The 18,240-nt window shown below is 60.0% G+C and carries 17 protein-coding genes; 9 read left to right on the plus strand and 8 right to left on the minus strand.

Annotation, left to right across the window (positions count from 1 at the left end; translation table 11 throughout):
- Positions 1 to 2 precede the first annotated feature (2 nt).
- Positions 3 to 1,445: a cytochrome ubiquinol oxidase subunit I gene (locus EJA72_RS17500; RefSeq protein WP_157712674.1), complete on the minus strand. Its 1,443-nt coding sequence runs from the start codon at positions 1,443 to 1,445 to the stop codon at positions 3 to 5.
- Between the two features lie 483 nt (positions 1,446 to 1,928).
- Between EJA72_RS17500 and EJA72_RS17505 the strand changes: the two genes are divergently transcribed.
- Positions 1,929 to 3,167, plus strand: a complete 1,239-nt coding sequence (locus EJA72_RS17505) for an MFS transporter (protein ID WP_157712675.1) — start codon at positions 1,929 to 1,931, stop codon at positions 3,165 to 3,167.
- Positions 3,168 to 3,173: 6 nt separating this feature from the next.
- Here EJA72_RS17505 and EJA72_RS17510 read toward each other — a convergent pair whose 3' ends face one another.
- Both EJA72_RS17510 and EJA72_RS17515 read right to left on the minus strand, forming a co-directional pair.
- Positions 3,174 to 3,725, minus strand: coding sequence for a DJ-1 family glyoxalase III (locus EJA72_RS17510; RefSeq protein ID WP_157712676.1), 552 nt, complete (start codon positions 3,723 to 3,725; stop codon positions 3,174 to 3,176).
- A 66-nt stretch (positions 3,726 to 3,791) separates the two neighbouring features.
- Positions 3,792 to 4,229 (minus strand): DUF4879 domain-containing protein, encoded by a 438-nt coding sequence (locus EJA72_RS17515; protein ID WP_157712677.1) that lies wholly within the window; start codon positions 4,227 to 4,229, stop codon positions 3,792 to 3,794.
- A 223-nt stretch (positions 4,230 to 4,452) separates the two neighbouring features.
- Between EJA72_RS17515 and EJA72_RS17520 the strand changes: the two genes are divergently transcribed.
- On the plus strand, positions 4,453 to 5,748 hold the full coding sequence (locus EJA72_RS17520) for an NCS2 family permease (protein WP_157712678.1): 1,296 nt from the start codon (positions 4,453 to 4,455) through the stop codon (positions 5,746 to 5,748).
- Positions 5,745 to 6,824 carry a tRNA (uridine(54)-C5)-methyltransferase TrmA gene (trmA, locus tag EJA72_RS17525; protein WP_157712679.1) on the plus strand — a complete coding sequence of 360 codons (1,080 nt, stop codon included), beginning with the start codon at positions 5,745 to 5,747 and terminating at the stop codon, positions 6,822 to 6,824. The genes EJA72_RS17520 and trmA overlap by 4 nt, the downstream gene beginning before the upstream one ends.
- 68 nt (positions 6,825 to 6,892) lie before the next feature.
- Here trmA and EJA72_RS17530 read toward each other — a convergent pair whose 3' ends face one another.
- Positions 6,893 to 7,090, minus strand: a complete 198-nt coding sequence (locus EJA72_RS17530) for a 4-oxalocrotonate tautomerase family protein (RefSeq protein WP_157712680.1) — start codon at positions 7,088 to 7,090, stop codon at positions 6,893 to 6,895.
- A gap of 139 nt (positions 7,091 to 7,229) precedes the next feature.
- Here EJA72_RS17530 and EJA72_RS17535 point away from each other — a divergent pair, with 139 nt between their 5' ends.
- From EJA72_RS17535 to EJA72_RS17545, 3 genes are all read left to right on the plus strand, one after another.
- On the plus strand, positions 7,230 to 8,141 hold the full coding sequence (locus EJA72_RS17535; RefSeq protein ID WP_157712681.1) for a LysR family transcriptional regulator: 912 nt from the start codon (positions 7,230 to 7,232) through the stop codon (positions 8,139 to 8,141).
- 140 nt (positions 8,142 to 8,281) lie between these two features.
- A complete protein-coding gene (gene aroQ, locus EJA72_RS17540) occupies positions 8,282 to 8,722 on the plus strand; it encodes a type II 3-dehydroquinate dehydratase (RefSeq protein WP_157712682.1) in 441 nt (146 codons plus the stop codon).
- 5 nt (positions 8,723 to 8,727) lie between these two features.
- The gene (locus EJA72_RS17545) at positions 8,728 to 9,582 is read left to right on the plus strand and encodes a shikimate dehydrogenase (RefSeq protein WP_157712683.1); all 855 of its coding nucleotides are present in this window, start codon (positions 8,728 to 8,730) and stop codon (positions 9,580 to 9,582) included.
- Between the two features lie 37 nt (positions 9,583 to 9,619).
- Here the strand turns inward: EJA72_RS17545 and EJA72_RS17550 are convergent, their stop codons facing one another.
- Together EJA72_RS17550 and quiC are read right to left on the minus strand one after the other, a co-directional pair.
- Positions 9,620 to 10,297 (minus strand): TetR family transcriptional regulator, encoded by a 678-nt coding sequence (locus tag EJA72_RS17550; protein WP_157712684.1) that lies wholly within the window; start codon positions 10,295 to 10,297, stop codon positions 9,620 to 9,622.
- Between the two features lie 102 nt (positions 10,298 to 10,399).
- Positions 10,400 to 12,301, minus strand: a complete 1,902-nt coding sequence (gene quiC / locus EJA72_RS17555) for a 3-dehydroshikimate dehydratase QuiC (protein WP_157712685.1) — start codon at positions 12,299 to 12,301, stop codon at positions 10,400 to 10,402.
- A 459-nt stretch (positions 12,302 to 12,760) separates the two neighbouring features.
- Here quiC and EJA72_RS17560 point away from each other — a divergent pair, with 459 nt between their 5' ends.
- Positions 12,761 to 14,062, plus strand: a complete 1,302-nt coding sequence (locus tag EJA72_RS17560; protein WP_256679711.1) for an MFS transporter — start codon at positions 12,761 to 12,763, stop codon at positions 14,060 to 14,062.
- A 48-nt stretch (positions 14,063 to 14,110) separates the two neighbouring features.
- Here EJA72_RS17560 and EJA72_RS17565 read toward each other — a convergent pair whose 3' ends face one another.
- A complete protein-coding gene (locus tag EJA72_RS17565; RefSeq protein WP_157712687.1) occupies positions 14,111 to 14,989 on the minus strand; it encodes a DMT family transporter in 879 nt (292 codons plus the stop codon).
- Positions 14,990 to 15,253: 264 nt separating this feature from the next.
- On the minus strand, positions 15,254 to 16,030 hold the full coding sequence (locus EJA72_RS17570) for an IclR family transcriptional regulator (RefSeq protein ID WP_157712688.1): 777 nt from the start codon (positions 16,028 to 16,030) through the stop codon (positions 15,254 to 15,256).
- 269 nt (positions 16,031 to 16,299) lie between these two features.
- On the opposite strand from EJA72_RS17570, the gene EJA72_RS17575 reads away from it, so the two are divergent.
- Positions 16,300 to 17,193, plus strand: a complete 894-nt coding sequence (locus EJA72_RS17575; RefSeq protein WP_157712689.1) for a neutral zinc metallopeptidase — start codon at positions 16,300 to 16,302, stop codon at positions 17,191 to 17,193.
- Entirely contained in the window at positions 17,194 to 18,153 is a 960-nt protein-coding gene (locus tag EJA72_RS17580) for an alpha/beta fold hydrolase (protein WP_157712690.1), read from the plus strand. It abuts the gene before it with no gap.
- The last annotated feature ends 87 nt before the right edge of the window (positions 18,154 to 18,240 follow it).

The following is an 18,240-nucleotide window of genomic DNA, read 5'->3' on the forward strand; positions in this document are numbered from 1 at the left end:
ACTCAAATCTCCTTGGTCAGGCTGGGGCTGTGGTCAGCGTCGGCACCATCATCGTCAGCCGCGGACAGTGGACGGGCCGGCGTGCGTTTCTGGCCAGGACCACCGTCGTTGGTTTCCTTGCCTTCGTCGATCTTCGGCCCTTTGCGCACCAGACGCATCATGTAGCCCAGACCGGCACCGAACAGCGCGAAATAGACCACGACGAACAGGACCAACGTGATGCTCATCTGCATGAAGCTGTGATTGGAGGAGGCATCCGCCGTGCGCATCAGCCCATAGACCACCCAAGGCTGACGACCGATTTCAGTGGTGAACCAACCGGCGAGAATCGCGATCAGGCCGGACGGCCCCATCCACAACGCCAGGTACAGGAACGGCCGCGAGGTATACAGCGTGTCACGCTTGCGCAGCCACAGGCTCCACAGGCCGGTGAAGATCATCAGGAAACCCAGGCCAACCATGACCCGGAACGACCAGAACACGATGGTCGAGTTTGGCCGGTCTTCAGGCGGGAACTCCTTGAGCGCCGGCACTTGCTTGTCCAGCGAATGCGTCAGGATCAGGCTGCCCAGGTACGGGATCTCAACCGCGAATTTGGTCTTTTCGGCTTTCATGTCAGGCCAGCCGAAGAGAATCAGCGGGGTCGGTTCATCACCGATGTTTTCCCAGTGCCCTTCGATTGCGGCGATTTTCGCCGGTTGGTGTTCCAGCGTGTTGAGGCCATGGAAGTCACCGATTACAGCCTGAATCGGCGCCACGATCAAAGCCATCCACATGGCCATCGATAGCATTTTGCGGATCGCCGGGTTGTCTTTGCCGCGCAGCAAATGCCAGGCCGCGGAGGAACCGACGAAAAAGGCCGTGGCCACAAACGCCGCCGTGGCCATGTGCATCAGGCGATACGGGAACGAGGGGTTGAAGATAATTGCCAGCCAATCGGTGGGTATGACCTGACCGTTAACAATTTCGAAGCCCTGCGGGGTCTGCATCCAGCTGTTGGAGGCGAGAATCCAGAAGGTCGAAATCAACGTGCCGATGGCGACCATGACCGTGGCGAAGAAGTGCAGCTTGCGTCCGACCTTGTTCCAGCCGAACAGCATGACGCCAAGGAAACCGGCCTCGAGGAAGAAGGCTGTGAGCACTTCATAGGTCAGCAACGGGCCGGTGACCGAACCGGCAAAGTCAGAGAAGCGGCTCCAGTTGGTTCCGAATTGATAGGCCATGACCAGCCCGGAGACCACACCCATGCCGAAGTTGACGGCAAAGATCTTCGACCAGAAGTGATACAGGTCGCGGTAAGTGTCGTTATGGGTTTTCAGCCACAAGCCTTCGAGCACCGCCAGGTAACTCGCCAGGCCAATGGTGATGGCCGGGAACAGAATGTGGAATGAGATGGTGAACGCGAACTGGATTCGGGCGAGATCAAGCGCCTCCAAACCGAACATATGTCTTCCTCTGTCAGGTAAAACCGGCTGAAGGCTTGCGGCCTGCACCCACTGCCCCCACGGATATGGAGTGTGGCGAATTTGGATTCGTTCTTTTTTTACCAACATCACAACGTAGGGAGTCTGGCCAACTGGCCGCCGAATCAATTCCAGGAAGGTTTTGATCTGGATCAAGCATGGGTAAAAGAGTAGTCCGCTTTTTGACGATGGACGGTGTGGTCTTTTGCCGCGTGACAGGTTGCCTCATAGGCCCGGGCAATCCTTCGCAACACTTTCCCTGTGGGAGTGAGCCTGCTCGCGATGGGGTGTCAGGTGAGATTGGTTTCGACAGTTACGACGCCATCGCGAGCAGGCTCGCTCCTACAGGAGAAATGGCGCAGTTTCGGGATAGGTGTCTAGCTAACTAAATTTTTCTTCACCGCAACTTCTGGTTACAGGTTGGTGATAATCTCGACCCTCCCCTCGCTCAAGACTCTGCCTCAGATGCCCAGCCAAGCGCCGTTGCTGTTACGTCATCACCGCCCTTTCATCGCGTTTTGGCTGGCTCGGGTGTTTACCGCCAGCGGCTTTCAGATGCTCACGGTCGCCATCGGCTGGAACCTGTACCAACTGACCGGTAACGTGCTCGACCTGGGTTTGGTGGGCTTGGTGGAGTTCGCCCCTCGTGTGCTGTTCATGTTACACACCGGGCATGTCGCGGATCGCTATGACCGGCGCAAGGTCGCGGCGATCTGCCAATCCGTGCAAGCGCTGATCGCCCTGTCGCTGGCCATCGGCAGCGCAACCGACCATGTCACCCGCGAGATGATCTTCATCCTGGCGTTCCTGCTCGGCGCCGCGCGCTCCTTCGAAATGCCGACGACCCAAGCCTTGCTGCCCAGCATCGTACCCAGCACGCTGTTTCCCCGTGCCGTCGCCGCCGCACAATCGGCCCAGCAATCGGCAACCATTGTCGCCCCCGCCCTCGGCGGTTTGCTCTACGCCTTCGGCAGTGTCTGGGTTTATGGCCCGACAGTGATTCTCTACATCATCGCCTGCTCGCTGATGCTCAATCTCCCGGCTCGGCAAACACCGCTGAACAAGGGCAAGGCCACCCTGAATTCATTGTTGGCTGGCATCCGTTTCATTCGCAGCCGTCCGGATATTCTCGGAGCGATCTCCCTGGACCTGTTTGCCGTGTTGCTGGGTGGCGCGACCGCGCTGTTGCCGGTGTTCGCCAAGGACATTCTGCTCACCGGCCCCTGGGGGCTTGGGCTGTTGCGTTCGGCTCCGGCGGTGGGCGCGTTGCTGATGTCGCTCTGGCTGGCGCGTTTTTCCGTGGACCGCAAGGTGGGGCGAGTGATGTTCACCGCCGTCGGTGTGTTTGGCGTCGCGACTATCGCGTTCGGCCTGTCCACCTCGTTCTGGTTCTCACTGGCGGTGCTGGTGGTATTGGGCGCAGCCGACATGATCAGCATGGTGATACGCGCTTCCTTCGTGCAACTGGAAACCCCGGACGAAATGCGCGGCCGCGTCAGCGCGGTGAACGGCTTGTTCATCGGCGCCTCAAACCAGTTGGGCGAATTTGAATCCGGCCTGACTGCCCACTGGTTCGGCACCGTGCCGGCGGTGGTGATGGGCGGCATCGGCACGCTGGTGGTGACGGGCGTCTGGATCAAACTGTTCCCGACGTTGGCCAGTCGCGACCGGATGCATGTGCCGGTGGAAGAAGCCAGGGTTTGATCGCCTCTAAACCACCAACTCCCCCGCCACCGTCGACCGCGCGGCGTTGCCGCACAGTTGCTCCACCAGCGTCAGGGCAAATTCCAGGGCGCCTCCCGAACCTTGGGCGGTAATGCAATTGCCATCGACTACCACCGGTTGATCGACGAAGTTGCAGCCCGACAGTTGATGGCTGGCCGACGGCAGGCAGGTCATGCGCCGCTGACGCAAGACGCCGAAGGCTTGCAGCGCCACTGCCGGTGCTTCGGCAATGCCGGCGAACAGCCGCCCCGCCGCTGATTGATCCTTGATCAATTGTTGCAAGGGTTGATGGGCGGCCAGGTGTTGGGCCCCTACAGCACCGCCGGGCAGTGCGATCAGGTCGAACGGCTGGGCCAGCAAGTCGACCAACATCGCATCGGCCGTCACGCGGGTGCCACGGGCGCAGGTGAGCATGCGTCGCCCTTCGATGCTCGCCACCACCACTTCAACCTTGGCGCGGCGCAACACATCGATCAACGTCACTGTTTGCAGGTCATCGATGCCCTCGGCGAGGGTAATCAAAGCTCTAAAGGTCATGGGCAAAGTCCACAGGATGATCTTTAAAGCGTAGTCAGCTTTCCTGACCCTTGTTCGCGCCTGCCGTTACTTGATGTAAAGCTGCGTTGACATCGTGTTGCCCGGCGCATTGATCGACGTGTTGCTGAAGGTGAAGGTGCCTTCCTGCTTGCCCGCCAGATCGAATACGTACAGATAGCCCACGACTTTCGTGCGCTCGGAGCAATCGGTCAGGTTGCCGTTGGCAAACGCACAGACCTTGCTCCGGGTGCCGTCCACTTCGAAACCATCCAGCGCGACCCGGGGCTGGCGCCCGTAACCGACTTCCAGCACGTAGACCTTGATGCTCGGTCCGCTGTGATTGCAGCGGGTCTGCTCCTGCCCCTCGGCAATGTCTTCAAAGCCACAGCCTGGCGATTCGACCTTGAGCACTTTTACCTGGGTCAACGGCGGCGCCGATGCCGCCACGGCGGTTTGTGTCAGCAGAATCAAGGCGATCAATGCAGCGAATCCACGCTTTTTCATGCAATACCTATGTACCCCCAAAACCAGCGCGCAGTATGGCGCACTTGGCTTTAGTGCAAAACATCGACGACGATCACAGCCATAAGCAGCCACAAACCCACGCTGCTGGTATGATGCGCGGCTTTTTCCGACCCACAGAAAATTACCAGGCGCCTGCAGCGGTCTGTGCTTTGCTGTTGAGGTCGATACATTCACGGCGCCGGGCGCGCCACGGGGAGCAGACATGCTGGAAAGGCTGTTTCAACTCAAGGCACACAACACCAACGTACGCACCGAGATTCTGGCGGGCGTCACGACCTTCTTGGCCATGGCCTACATTCTGTTCGTCAACCCGAGCATTCTCGGCGAGACCGGCATGGACAAGGGCGCAGTGTTCGTCGCCACCTGTCTGGCAGCTGCCTTCGGCTCCACGGTGATGGGCCTGATCGCCAACTACCCGATCGCCCTCGCGCCGGGCATGGGCCTGAACGCCTTCTTCACCTACACCGTGGTCCTGCACATGGGCCACACCTGGCAAGTGGCGCTGGGTGCGGTGTTCATCTCGGCGGTGTGCTTCTTCCTGCTGTCGATCTTCCGCATCCGCGAATGGATCATCAACAGCATCCCGCTGCCACTGCGCTCGGCGATTGCTGCCGGTATCGGCCTGTTCCTGGCGCTGATCGCCCTGCACAACGCGGGCATCGTGGTCAGCAACCCGGCGACCATGGTCGGCCTCGGTGATCTGAAGCAACCGGCACCGATCCTCGCGACCCTCGGCTTTGCCCTGATCGTCGCCCTCGAAGCCCTCGCCGTACGCGGTGCGGTGCTGATCGGCATTCTGGCAGTGACCATCGTTTCCATCGTCTTGGGCTTCACCCCGTTCGGTGGCGTGATGTCGATGCCGCCGTCGCTGGCCCCGACGTTCCTGCAACTGGACATCAAGGGCGCACTGGACATCGGTCTGGTCAGCGTGATCTTCGCCTTCCTGTTCGTTGACCTGTTCGACAACTCCGGCACCCTGATCGGCGTCGCCAAGCGCGCCGGCCTGATGGGCAAGGACGGCCACATGCCGAAAATGGGCCGCGCCCTGATCGCCGACAGCACCGCGGCAATGGCCGGTTCCCTGCTGGGCACGTCGACCACCACCAGTTACATCGAATCCGCCGCCGGCGTGAGCGCCGGTGGGCGTACCGGACTGACCGCCATCGTGGTTGCGATTCTGTTCCTGCTGGCGCTGTTCTTCTCGCCACTGGCCGCCAGCGTTCCTGCATTTGCCACCGCACCGGCACTGCTGTTCGTCGCCGTACTGATGACTTCCGGGCTGGCAGAAATAGACTGGGACGACATCACCGTGGCCGCACCGGTCGTGATCACCGCGCTGGCCATGCCGTTCACGTACTCCATCGCCAACGGCATCGCCTTCGGCTTCATCTCCTGGACCGTGATCAAGCTGCTGTCCGGTCGCGGCCGTGAGCTGAACCCGGCACTGGTGATCCTGTCGATTCTGTTCGTCATCAAGCTGGGTTGGTTCAACGCATGACTTTTGATTCCCAGGCCTACGCCGTCCAACTCGAAGAAAAGGTCACGCGCTTGCGTGACCTGCTGGCCCCGTTCGATGCGCCTGAGCCCGCTGTATTCGACTCGCCACTGAAAAACTTCCGCTTGCGCGCCGAATTCCGTTTGTGGCGCGAAGGCGGCGAGCGGCATTACGCAATGTTTTCCCAGGAAGACAAACGCACGCCGATCCTGATCGAAGCGTTTCCGATTGCCAGCCTGCGCATCAATGAGTTGATGCCGCAGCTGAAAGCGGCCTGGAAAGCCAGTGCAGCGCTGAGTCACAAGCTGTTCCAGGTGGAGTTCCTCACCACCCTGGCCGGCGATGCGATGATTACCTTGTGTTATCACCGCCCGCTGGACGAGCACTGGCACGCGGCGGCCTCAAAACTGGCTGCTGACCTGAACGTCAGCGTTATTGGTCGCTCCAAGGGCAAACGCGAAGTCATCGGTCACGATTACGTGGTCGAGCGGCTTGAAGTGGGCGGCCGCACTTTCAGCTACCGCCAACCCGAAGGCGCGTTCACCCAGCCCAACGGGACGGTGAACCAGAAGATGCTCAACTGGGCTTACGATGCGCTCGGCGACCGCACGGACGATCTGCTGGAGCTGTATTGCGGCAACGGCAACTTCACCCTGCCGCTCGCAACCCGCGTGGGCAAGGTACTGGCCACCGAAATCAGCAAGACGTCGGTCAACGCGGCGCTGAGCAACCTCAGCGAAAACGCTGTGGATAACGTCACGCTGGTGCGTTTGTCTGCCGAAGAACTGACCGAAGCGCTGAACGAAGTGCGACCGTTCCGTCGCCTGCACGGCATCGATCTCAAGAGCTACGATTTCGGTAGCGTCTTCGTCGACCCGCCTCGCGCCGGCATGGACCCGGACACCTGCGAGCTGACCCGCCGCTTCGACAACATCCTGTACATTTCCTGCAACCCGGAAACCCTGGCGGCCAACATCGCCCAACTGCACGACACCCACCGCGTCACCCGGTGCGCGATGTTCGACCAGTTCCCGTGGACCCATCACATGGAGTCCGGAGTGTTGCTGACCCGGCGTTGAGTGCAGATGCCCGATACAAAACAGCCGTCAATCGACGGCTTTTTTGTGCCTCAAAGAAATTATCCCGACTATTTTTTTCGATGCTCCGTGGCGCTGACTCCCGCATACCCCCAGTTATCCGTGTCGACTTCCTCGATCACGATATGGGTCAATTCTGGCGGCTTGCCGAGGACGCGCTTCAAGGTGTCGGTGATCTCGGCGATGACCTGGGCTTTCTGCTCCCGGGTGACGCCGTCACGGGTGATACGTACGCTGACGAACGGCATGACGTTTCTCCTGTCCGGTGATGAAAAAAGATGACCAGCCGCCACGGGGAAATGGGCGCGGGGCAAGTAAAACACTGCTATAGCGATTTCATCTACAGTGGCGAGTCCAGCACTTCATTTGATCCCCCGGTGTTTTCACATGCAGAGACAATTCGACGATCTACAACTGGGCAGCATCGAACTGTTTTGCCTGGCCGCCGAGGCCGGCAGTTTTACCGCCGCCGCACTGGTGGCCGGTGTGACGCCGGCCGCGGTGAGCCGTTCGGTGTCGCGCATGGAAGAACGCCTGGCGGTGCGGTTGTTCGCCCGCACGACCCGCAGCGTCAAGCTGACCGACAGTGGCCGGCGCTATTATGAAGAATGTCGTCAGGCACTGGCACAACTGGTCGAAGCCCAGCGCGAAGTCATGGGCCAGCAGCAGCAACCTTCCGGCACGCTGCGCATCAGCATTCCGACGACTTATGCCCACCACAGAATCCTGCCGTTGCTGCCTGAATTCCGGGCGCGGTTCCCGTCAGTGAACGTTGAGTCGCACATCAGCAATCGCAACATCGATTTCGTGGGCGAAGGCTATGACATGGCCATCCGCGTGCGCGCCATTCCGGACTCAGGCCTGATTGCCCGCCACCTTGAAGACGCGCCGCTGGTCATGATTGCCAGCCCGGATTACCTCAAGCGCGCCGGCATCCCGCAAACCCTGGACGACCTCGCGCAACACGAATGCATCCAGTACGAACTGCCGAGCAGCGGCCGACGGATTGCTTGGCTGTTCAACGACAATGGCATGCAGCGCGAAATTCTTGCCGACGGCAGCCTCAGTTGTTCGGACGATGTGCTCGGTGGCGTGACCCTGGCAAAACACGGCGCCGGGCTGTTTCAAACCTACCGCTTCATCGTCGAAAACGAACTGGCCGATGGTTCACTGGTGGAAGTGCTCCAGCCCTACAGCGGACGCTCGCGGCCTTTCACCCTTCTCTATCCACAAAGCCGTCATGTGCCCCTGCGTTTAAGGGCATTTATCGATTTTCTGGTGGAACACCTGCCTCGCTGATCGCCGAAACCGTCCGATCACCGCACACAAATGAATGAGGGCGAGCCTCTTTAATTGACCGAATTAACCGGTTAGTACAATTTATCTCCACAGGCTGAAATCTTCAGCCAATGCCAAAAATAATAAGTGGAGAGACCCCGATGAACCCTATCGTTCTGGTGCTCAACGGCCCGAACCTGAACCTGCTCGGCACCCGTGAACCGGCGACTTACGGCCACGAAACGCTGGCGGACATCTCAGCGCTGTGCGCACGTGCCGCCGAGGAGTTCGGCCTGGCGATGGAGTTTCGCCAGACCAACCATGAAGGCGAATTGCTCGACTGGATTCACGCCGCCCGCGGCCGTTGCGCCGGGATCGTCATCAATCCGGCGGCCTGGACCCACACCTCGGTCGCGATCCGCGATGCTCTGGTCGCCAGCGAATTGCCGGTGATCGAAGTTCACCTCTCCAACGTCCACGCCCGCGAACCCTTTCGCCACCAATCCTTTGTGTCTGCCATTGCCACCGCGGTCATGGCCGGTTTCGGCAGCCATGGCTATCGCCTGGCACTCGAGCATTTCAGCCTGCGGTTGAAAGGGTGAACGCCATGACTCAGAACAACGCGATACTGGCCGGGCTGATCGGCGCCGGCATCCAGGCGTCCCGTACGCCGGCGCTGCATGAGCATGAAGGCGACGCCCAGGGTCTGCGCTACCTCTATCGCCTGATCGACCTCGATCAATTGCAGCTCGACAGTGACGCCCTGCCCGACCTGTTGATGGCCGCCGAACGCATGAACTTTACGGGCCTGAACATCACCTTCCCGTGCAAGCAGGCGATCATCCCGCTGCTCGACGAATTATCGCCGGAGGCCCGAGGCATTGGCGCGGTAAACACGGTCGTCCTGAAGGACGGTAAACGCATCGGTCACAACACTGATTGTCTGGGGTTTGCCGAAGGTTTTCGCCGCGGCTTGAAGGGCGCCGCCCTGGATCACGTCGTCCAGATGGGCGCCGGAGGTGCGGGGGCGGCGGTGGCTCACGCACTGTTGAGCGAAGGCGCACAACAGCTGAGCATTTTTGATGTGGAGATCAGCCGCGCCCAAACCCTGGCCGACAACCTCAATCAGACCTTCGGCGCCGGCCGAGCGGTGGCCGGGCATGATCTGCCGAGCGCGATGGCACAAGCCAACGGCCTGGTGAACACCACGCCCATGGGCATGAAAAAACTGCCGGGCATGCCAGTGCCGGTGGAACTGCTTCGGGCGCAGATGTGGGTGGCGGAGATCGTGTACTTCCCGCTGGAAACCGAACTGCTGCGCAACGCCCGGGCCTTGGGTTGCCGCACGCTGGATGGCGGCAACATGGCGGTGTTCCAGGCCGTGAAGGCGTTCGAGTTATTTTGCGGCGTGGTGCCGGATGCCCAGCGGATGCTGGCGCATTTTCAGAGCATGAATGACTGAACAGCTTCGCGGGCAAACCGGATTGCCCGCGAAAGCGTCAGGCCTGCAAATACCGCAAGACCGACTCGCAAATCATCTCCCGATGACGCTGCTTGATGCTTTCGTCCGGCAAATCGATCTGAAAAATCTCACCGAACGTATGGCGGTTCGACACGCGATAGAAGCAGAACGAACTGATCAGCAGATGCACATCCAGCGGTATCAGCCCGGCGCGGAACAGACCTTCATCGGCACCACGACGCAAAATCACGCCCAGTGAATCAAGAATGGTGTTGTTCATCGCCTTGATCGCATCGGAGCGTTTCACGTACTCGGCGTTGTGGATGTTTTCGATGCTGACGATGCGCACGAAGTCGACATTGCGGTCATGGTGATCGAAGGTGAATTCCACCAGGCGCCGAATCGCCTCCACGGGCGCCAGCTCGGCCAGGTGCAGGCGGTTTTCGGTGCTGCGGATATCGCCGTAGAGTTTCTCCAGCACCTCGACGTACAGCTGCTCCTTACTGCCGAAGTAGTAATAGATCATGCGTTTGGAGGTGTGGATGCGCTCGGCGATGGCGTCGACGCGAGCGCCGGAAAGGCCCTGCTGGACGAACTCGACAATGGCTTCTTGAAGAATGTTCTCGCGGGTTTTTTCCGGGTTGTTCTTGCGACTCTTGCGCGGCTCGACGAGAGGTTCGTCGGCGGCGGCAGAGAGTTCTGAATGTATTGTCATTGCGGGCTCACGGCCGTTGCTGCACAGGCTGGCGATTATGGGCTGCGCCGCACACTGAAGGAAGCCGTGCGGCTGCGGTTTACCCCCCCGCTTACGAATTTCCTACAACTTTGCCTGACGGACGGCACCGCTTCGAGACTTGGCCATGGCAGCCAGTCTCACCGCCACATTGGCCGCGCCATAACCGGCATAGCCATTCTTGCGCTGGATGATTTCAAAGAAAAACCGCCCTTCGAACGGTTCCGTGTACACATGGAACAGCTCGCCGCCCTGGGCATCGCGGTCGTACAGCACATTGAAATAGGCCAGCTCGCTCAGGAACTCGTCGTCGAAATCGAACCGTGCCGCCAGGTCATCGTAGTAGTTGAGCGGAATATCCAGCAGCGGTACGCCCGCCTCCTTGGCCCGGCTGACTTCGGCGAAAATGTCATCGCAATCGAAGGCAATGTGATGCACGCCGGAACCGCGATAACTCGACAGCGCGTGTGAGATCGCAGTGTTACGGTTCTCGGAAATGTTCAACGGCAAACGAATCGAACTGTCGCGGCTGCGCAGCGCCCGGCTCTTCACCAGACCGTAGGGGTCGGGCAACACCACTTCATCGTCAGCCTCGAAATCCAGCAGGCTTTTATAGAACAGCACCCAACTGTCGAGGCTGTCGGCCGGCAACGCCATGGCCATGTGGTCGATACGCTTGAGCCCGCCGCTGGCCACCGCCGCCGGTTGCAGATTGAAATCGGTGTCGTAGACGTCGGCCTCCTGATCCACCAGGTAAATCAGGCTGCCATCCGGCGCACGCACGGCGGCCAGTTCCAGTTCGTTGGGCCCCACCAGTCCGCGATACGGCTGGCCTTTGTAGGCCACGGCCCGGGCCAACGCACTGGCGCTGTCCTTGACGCGCACGGCGGTGGCACACAGTGACGGGCCGTGAGCCTCGAAAAAACTGTGAGCGAATGAGTAAGGCTCGGAGTTGAGAATCAGGTTGATATCGCCCTGACGCAGCAGGCTGACACTTTTGGAACGATGCTGGCCCGCCTTGACGAATCCCAACCGCTCCAGCCAGTGAGAGAGCTTGGCGCCAAGGCTTTCGTCCACGGCGAACTCAAGGAATTCGATGCCGTTGTATTCGCTGGCCTTGGGCGTCGCGAACAGAATGTCAGGACTGGCCGTGGGTTTGGCTTCCTGCGCCAAGCGCTCACGGGTTTTTTCCTCGAGGTACAGCAACGAACGCAACCCGTCGGCGGCATTGGCCCGAGGCGGCGCAGCGCGGAAGCCGTCGTTGAAGATTTCCAGCGAGAGTGGCCCGGTGTAGCCACTCTTGATGATCGGCGCGAGAAAACCCGGAAGATCGAATTCACCCTGGCCCGGGAAACAGCGGAAATGGCGGCTCCACTCCAGCACGTCCATGGCCAGAATTGGCGCGTCGGCCATTTGTACGAAGAATATTTTGTCGCCGGGGATCTCGGCGATGGCCGTCGGATCGCCCTTGAGCGATAGCGTGTGGAAACTGTCCAGCAACACGCCCAGGCTCGGGTGATCGGCCTGGCGGACGATGTTCCACACCTGTTGATACGTGTTCACGTGACGACCCCACGCCAACGCCTCGTAACCAATCCGCAGTCCCCGAGCACCGGCTCGCTCGGCCAGCAGGCGCAAATCATCGACGAGGATTTGCTCATCACCGATTGAATCGGCGGAAGCGTTACTGCACACCAGCACCAGGTCGGTGCCCAGTTCCTGCATCAGGTCGAACTTGCGCTCGGCCCGTTCCAGATTGCGCGCCAGACGATCACGGCGGCAGCCTTCGAAGTCGCGGAACGGTTGAAACAGGGTGATGGCGATCCCGAGATCGGCACACATCTGCTTAATTTCCCGGGGGCTGCCGTCGTAGTACAGCAAGTCGTTTTCGAAAATCTCCACGCCGTCGAAACCGGCGGCGGCAATGGCTTCGAGTTTTTCCGGCAGGGTACCGCTCAAGGATACGGTGGCAATGGAACGCTGCATGTTTCGACTCCCGGTGGTGGAGGCAATCTTGTTAGGGGTATTGCACGCTTTCGCTTTTTGTAGCGGCTGGCGAAGCCTGCGTTCGGCTGCGAAGCAGTCGTGTAATCAGGCGATGCCGTCTTACAGGGAAACCGCGTGCGCTGGTTTTACGACTGCTTCGCAGCCGAACGCAGGCTTCGCCAGCGGCTACAAGGGATCGCGTTAATCTTGCGGTAAATTATTGTCTTCGTAGATCCACACAGCAATTCAAAGTGTACTATCCGGTTAGTTTTGCGTGCGATTATCGAACACAATGGCCTTTGGCGAATTGACGATTTTTCGCCCACTGCGCAACATCGACCCCACATTGAGCCCGGTCACACACATCGGTCTCGGTGACCAAAGACCCAGAACACCACATAAAAATAATCGGTGGCCTACATGACTCCTTCTCAAAGCTCTCCCGTGGAGCGTTCCTCCATGACCCATGCCGCTGGCGGCATCGGCGAAAAAATCCGCGGCGCCATGGCGGTCGGAAAAACCCGTTGGGGCATGTTGGCGCTGGTGTTTTTCGCCACCACCCTGAACTACATCGACCGCGCCGCACTGGGCGTCATGCAGCCCATCCTCGCCAAGGAAATGAGCTGGACGGCGATGGACTACGCCAACATCAACTTCTGGTTCCAGGTCGGTTACGCCATCGGTTTCGTGCTGCAAGGCCGGTTGATCGACCGGGTAGGCGTCAAGCGTGTGTTCTTCTGCGCCGTGCTGCTCTGGAGCATTGCCACCGGCGCCCACGGCCTGGCCACCTCGGCGGTCGGCTTTATGGTTTGTCGGTTCATTCTCGGCCTGACCGAAGCCGCCAACTACCCGGCCTGCGTGAAAACCACGCGGTTGTGGTTCCCGGCCGGCGAACGCGCCGTGGCCACCGGCATCTTCAACGCCGGGACCAACGTCGGCGCGATGTTCACCCCGATGCTGCTTCCACTGATCCTGCACGTATGGGGCTGGCAGGCCGCGTTCCTGTGCATGTCGGCACTGGGCGGGATCTGGTTGCTGTTCTGGGGCTTGAAGTATTTCAACCCGGAAGAACACCCGAGCGTCAAACAATCGGAACTGGACTACATCCAGAAGGAAGTCGAACCGGAACAGGCCCGCGTACCGTTCTCGAAAATCCTGCGCATGCGTGGCACCTGGGCTTTCGCCCTCGCCTACTCGATGACCGCGCCGGTGTTCTGGTTCTACCTGTATTGGCTGCCGCCGTTCCTGAATCAGCAATACAACCTGGGGATCAACGTGACCCAGATGGGTATCCCGCTGATCATCATTTACCTGACCGCTGACTTCGGCAGTGTAGGTGGCGGGATTCTTTCCTCGTTCCTGATCGGCCGCGGAATCAATCCGATCAAGGCGCGACTGATGTCCATGTTCCTGTTCGCCTGCTGCATCGTCGGCGTAATCATGGCGGCTGGTTCAAGCAGCCTGTGGGTCGCCGTGTTCGCCATCTCCCTGGCCATCGGCGCGCACCAGGCCTGGACCGCGAACATCTGGAGCCTGGTGATGGACTACACGCCTAAACACATGATGAGTACGGTGTTCGGTTTCGGCGGCATGTGCGCCGCCATCGGCGGGATGTTCATGACCCAGTTGGTCGGCCACATCCTGACGGTCACCAACAACAACTACACCGTGCTGTTCACCCTGATTCCGGCGATGTACTTCATCGCGCTGACCTGGATGTACTTCATGGCGCCACGCAAGATTCCGACGGTCACCGAATAAAATGCCCTCTCAGGCAGGCCTGATTCCAGGCCTGCCTTTCTACTTTTCCTACCGACGACTCTGCTGCCACGCCGCCGCCAGGCCGCTGCAGCAAATCACTGCGATCCCGACCACCGTGGTCAGGGTCGGCGTGTGGGAAAACAGCAACCATCCCAGCAAACCGGCAAACACGATCTGGCAGTAGCCGAACGGCGCCAGCAGCGCCGGCGCGGCGTAGCGGAATGCCTGGGTCAGAAACAAATGCGCCGTCATCCCGCAGGCCCCCAGCGCCACCATCATCAATCCGTGTCCAAGGCTTGGCATTTGCCAGAAGAACGGCACCAGCGCACTCATCACCAAGGTGTTGCACAGCCCCGCGAAGAAGTTGCTGGTGGTCGGGCTGTCGATGTTGCTGAGCTTGCGGGTGAGCAATTGATAGAAGCAGAAAAACAGCGCCGAACAGAGCGGCAACAGCACCGCTGGCGTAAACAGATCACCGCCGGGATGGACGATGATCAACACACCGGCAAATCCGCAGATCACTGCGATCCATTGGCCCCGGGTGACGTGCTCCTTCAACAGCGGTACCGACAATGCGGTGACCAGCACCGGTGCAAGGAAGTTGACCGCCGTGGCTTCAGCCAACGGGATGTACTGCAACCCTGTGGTGAAAAACAGACTGGTGCCCAACAGGCACAACGCCCTTAGCACCTGCAGCAACGGCCGTTTGGTGCGTAGGACACCTAACCCGGCTTGCGGCAGAAAAATCCCGGCCATCAAGAGTGTGTGAACCACGTAGCGGGCCCAGACCACCATGACGATCGGGTAAAAACCCGAGAGGTATTTCGACAAGGCGTCATGGCTGGAGAAGAGGAAGGTGGCGACGACGATCAGCAAAATCCCTTTGAAGGGATGGTTTACGCCGGAAAGCGGGGTGCTGACGGTCATGAAAAGCCTCTGGATGAAATCGGAATGTGGCGAGGGAGCTTGCTCCCGCTGGACTGCGCAGCAGTCCCAAATCAGCAAGGTGTTTCATGTACGGACTATTCAGAATAGCCGGCGACCGCTTCGCGGCCGAGCGGGAGCAAGCTCCCTCGCCACAAGTTCAACCAATCTGAATAATTTAGAACCTGGTTCCATATTTTCATACGCGCGAATATAAGAAAGTGTTCGATCAGCGAACAGATTCAAATAGGGTTTTCGCCACATTGATTAGCTAAACAATTCTGACGCCAGGCTCGCCGCCGCCAACTCCTCGGTAAACTTCAACAGCAGCGGCGCCAACTCATGCAACCGTGCCCCCGGCATCCGCGCGCTCGGCCCGGCAATGCTCAGCACACCGATCACCCGCCCATCGCTCGGGTGTCGTACCACGGCAGCAATGGCCGAGGTCCCCACCGCCGAGCTTTCTTCGACCCAGGCATAACCCTGCTCTCGCGCCAGGCGCAGACGCTCCAGCAACTCAATGTTGGAACGCGGCGCGTTCGGCCCCAGGTCTTTGGGCCGGTCACCGCCCTGGCGCTCCACCAGCGATAAGGCTTCGGCGTCGCTCATGCACGCCAGCCACGCATGCCCCGACGCGGTGTAGAAAAGCGGCGCATCGCGGCCCATGTCCGGGTCATAACGCAGTCCCGAACGGGCGCCCTGGGACTTGGCGATCCACGTCTGCCGTTCACCCTCGATCACCCCCAGGCGCACCAGTTCCCCGGTTTCCAGCGCCAATCGGTCGAGCACCGGCTGTACGATGTCCGCGCCACTGCTCGACAAGTAGCGGAAACCCATCGCGACCAGTTTGGTCGACAGGTGATAGCGCAGGTTATCCGGGTTTTGCCGCACGTAGCCCAGCCGAATCAGTTCGGCCAACAGGCGATGGGTCGCGCTCTTGGGAATGTCCAGTTGCTCCGCTAACGTCTGCATCGGCAGCCCGCGCGGGTCACTGGTGAGGCTTTCCAGCACGCTGAAAACACGTTCGATCTGACTGCCGGCCATAAGGGAGTTCCGTGCAAAATGTGTTCGATTCTAGAATACAACTGACCGAATGCGAAATCTGGAACTCGCTGCTGATATCCACTCGCGCGATAAAAACCCGTCGCCTGACGGAATTCGATGAGCTATCCACGTTCCTACAGTCAGCCCCGTTCCCGGCGCAACCATGGCAGCCGGGAATTTGCCCGTGGGCGAAAAGCCGGACGACCGGACTGGCGCCGCCCCCACACACCAGCAACACTCATCCCCACGGATAAACAGAGGATTCCCACATGCTATGGAAAAAAGGCCGACGCAGCGACAACGTGGTCGATGCCCGTGGCGATGATGTCGGCGGCGGCGGTGGCGGGATGCGTTTTGGTGGCGGCAAGGGGCTGAGCCTCACCGCCATCATCCTGATCGTCGGGATCGGCTGGATCACTGGCCAGGACCCGATGCAGATCCTCGGGCAACTGACCGGGCAGATGAGCGAGCAGTCGGCGCCCGCGTCGACGCAAACCCGCAAGGCGCCGCCGGCCAATGACGAAGGCGCAGAGTTCGTGCGTTCGATCCTCGGCGACACCGAAGACACCTGGGGCCAGATTTTTCAGCAGGCAGGTCGCCAATATAAGAACCCGACGCTGGTGCTGTTCAGCAATCGGGTGAACTCGGCCTGCGGCCTGGCGACATCCGCGACAGGTCCGTTCTATTGCCCGGCAGACCAGAAGGTCTATCTGGACATGGCGTTCTTCCAGGAAATGTCGCAACGATTTTCTGCGGCTGGCGACTTCGCTCAGGCCTACGTAATCGCTCACGAAGTCGGACACCATGTTCAGACCTTGCTGGGCGTTTCAGCGAAAATTCAGACAGCTCGCCAGCAAGGCCGGCAGATGGAAGGCGACGGCGGTTTGCTGGTACGCCAGGAACTGCAGGCCGATTGCCTGGCCGGGGTCTGGGCCAACAACGCACAAAAACGCCTGAACTGGCTGGAACCGGGTGACATCGAAGAAGCCTTGAACGCCGCCAATGCCATTGGCGACGACCGTTTACAGCAACAAGGCCAGGGGCGCGTCGTACCGGACTCGTTTACCCATGGCACGTCGGCGCAAAGGGTGCGCTGGTTCAAAACCGGATTCGCGCAAGGTCAGGTCAGCCAGTGCGATACCTTTGCGACGAAAAACCTGTAAATGAAAACGTGGCTGTTGGTTTTACTGTTTACCTGCACAAACGCCCTGGCGACCGAGCATGGGGTCAAGGAGATCAGCCCCGGTCGCCTGCTGTTGAAAGAAGGTGAGATGGCCGTGGGCATCGGCCCGGCGCCGGCGAAAATCGAACGCGTGCTGATCATCATCCACGGCCGGTTGCGCAATGCCGAAACCTACCGCCAGAGCGCCGAACGCGCCGCCGAGCTGGCCGGGCAAAGCGCGACCACACTGGTGATCGCCCCGCAATTTCTCAATGAATCCGACATCGCACTCCACCCGGTGGCCGACACTGTGTTGCGCTGGCAGGGAAATGACTGGATGGCGGGCGGTTTATCCAGCGCGCCTTTCGCGCTGAGTTCCTACGCCGCACTCGACCAGATCATCGCCCGGATCGGCGATCGTCGACAGTTTCCGGACGTGAAGGAAGTGGTCATCGCCGGCCACTCCGGCGGTGCTCAAGTGGTGCAGCGCTATGCGTTGTTGAGCCAGGATCAGCCAGCCCTCGAGGCGGCTGGCGTGAAGGTGCGTTATGTCATCGCCAACCCGTCTTCGTACGCCTATTTCGATGAGCGACGCCCCGTGGCGTTTAACCATGCGGCCTGCCCCGGGTTCAATCGCTGGAAGTATGGGCTGTCGGATTTACCGGCCTATGCCGAAGGAAAAACGCCCGCGCAACTGGAGGAAAACTACGTCACACGCGACATCGTTTATTTGCTTGGGCAGCAGGACATCGACCCGCATCACCCGGCGCTGGACAAAGGGTGTGAGGCCCAAGCCCAGGGTGCTTATCGTTTGGTTCGCGGGCGCAATTATTTTGATTACCTGAAGCGCAACCATCCGCAGGGGTTGAATCAGCAGCTGATCGAAGTGCCCGGGGTTGGGCACAATGGGGATGCGATGTTTACGGCGCCTGAGGGGCAGAAGGTGTTGTTCGGGCAGTAAGTTTTTTGCTGCTTGATCCGACGCCATCGCGAGCAGGCTCACTCCCACATTAATCACATTCGTTCAGAAATAACTCGGTCGAATGTG

This window comes from Pseudomonas sp. PB120, assembly GCF_009761815.1.
Classification (GTDB): domain Bacteria; phylum Pseudomonadota; class Gammaproteobacteria; order Pseudomonadales; family Pseudomonadaceae; genus Aquipseudomonas.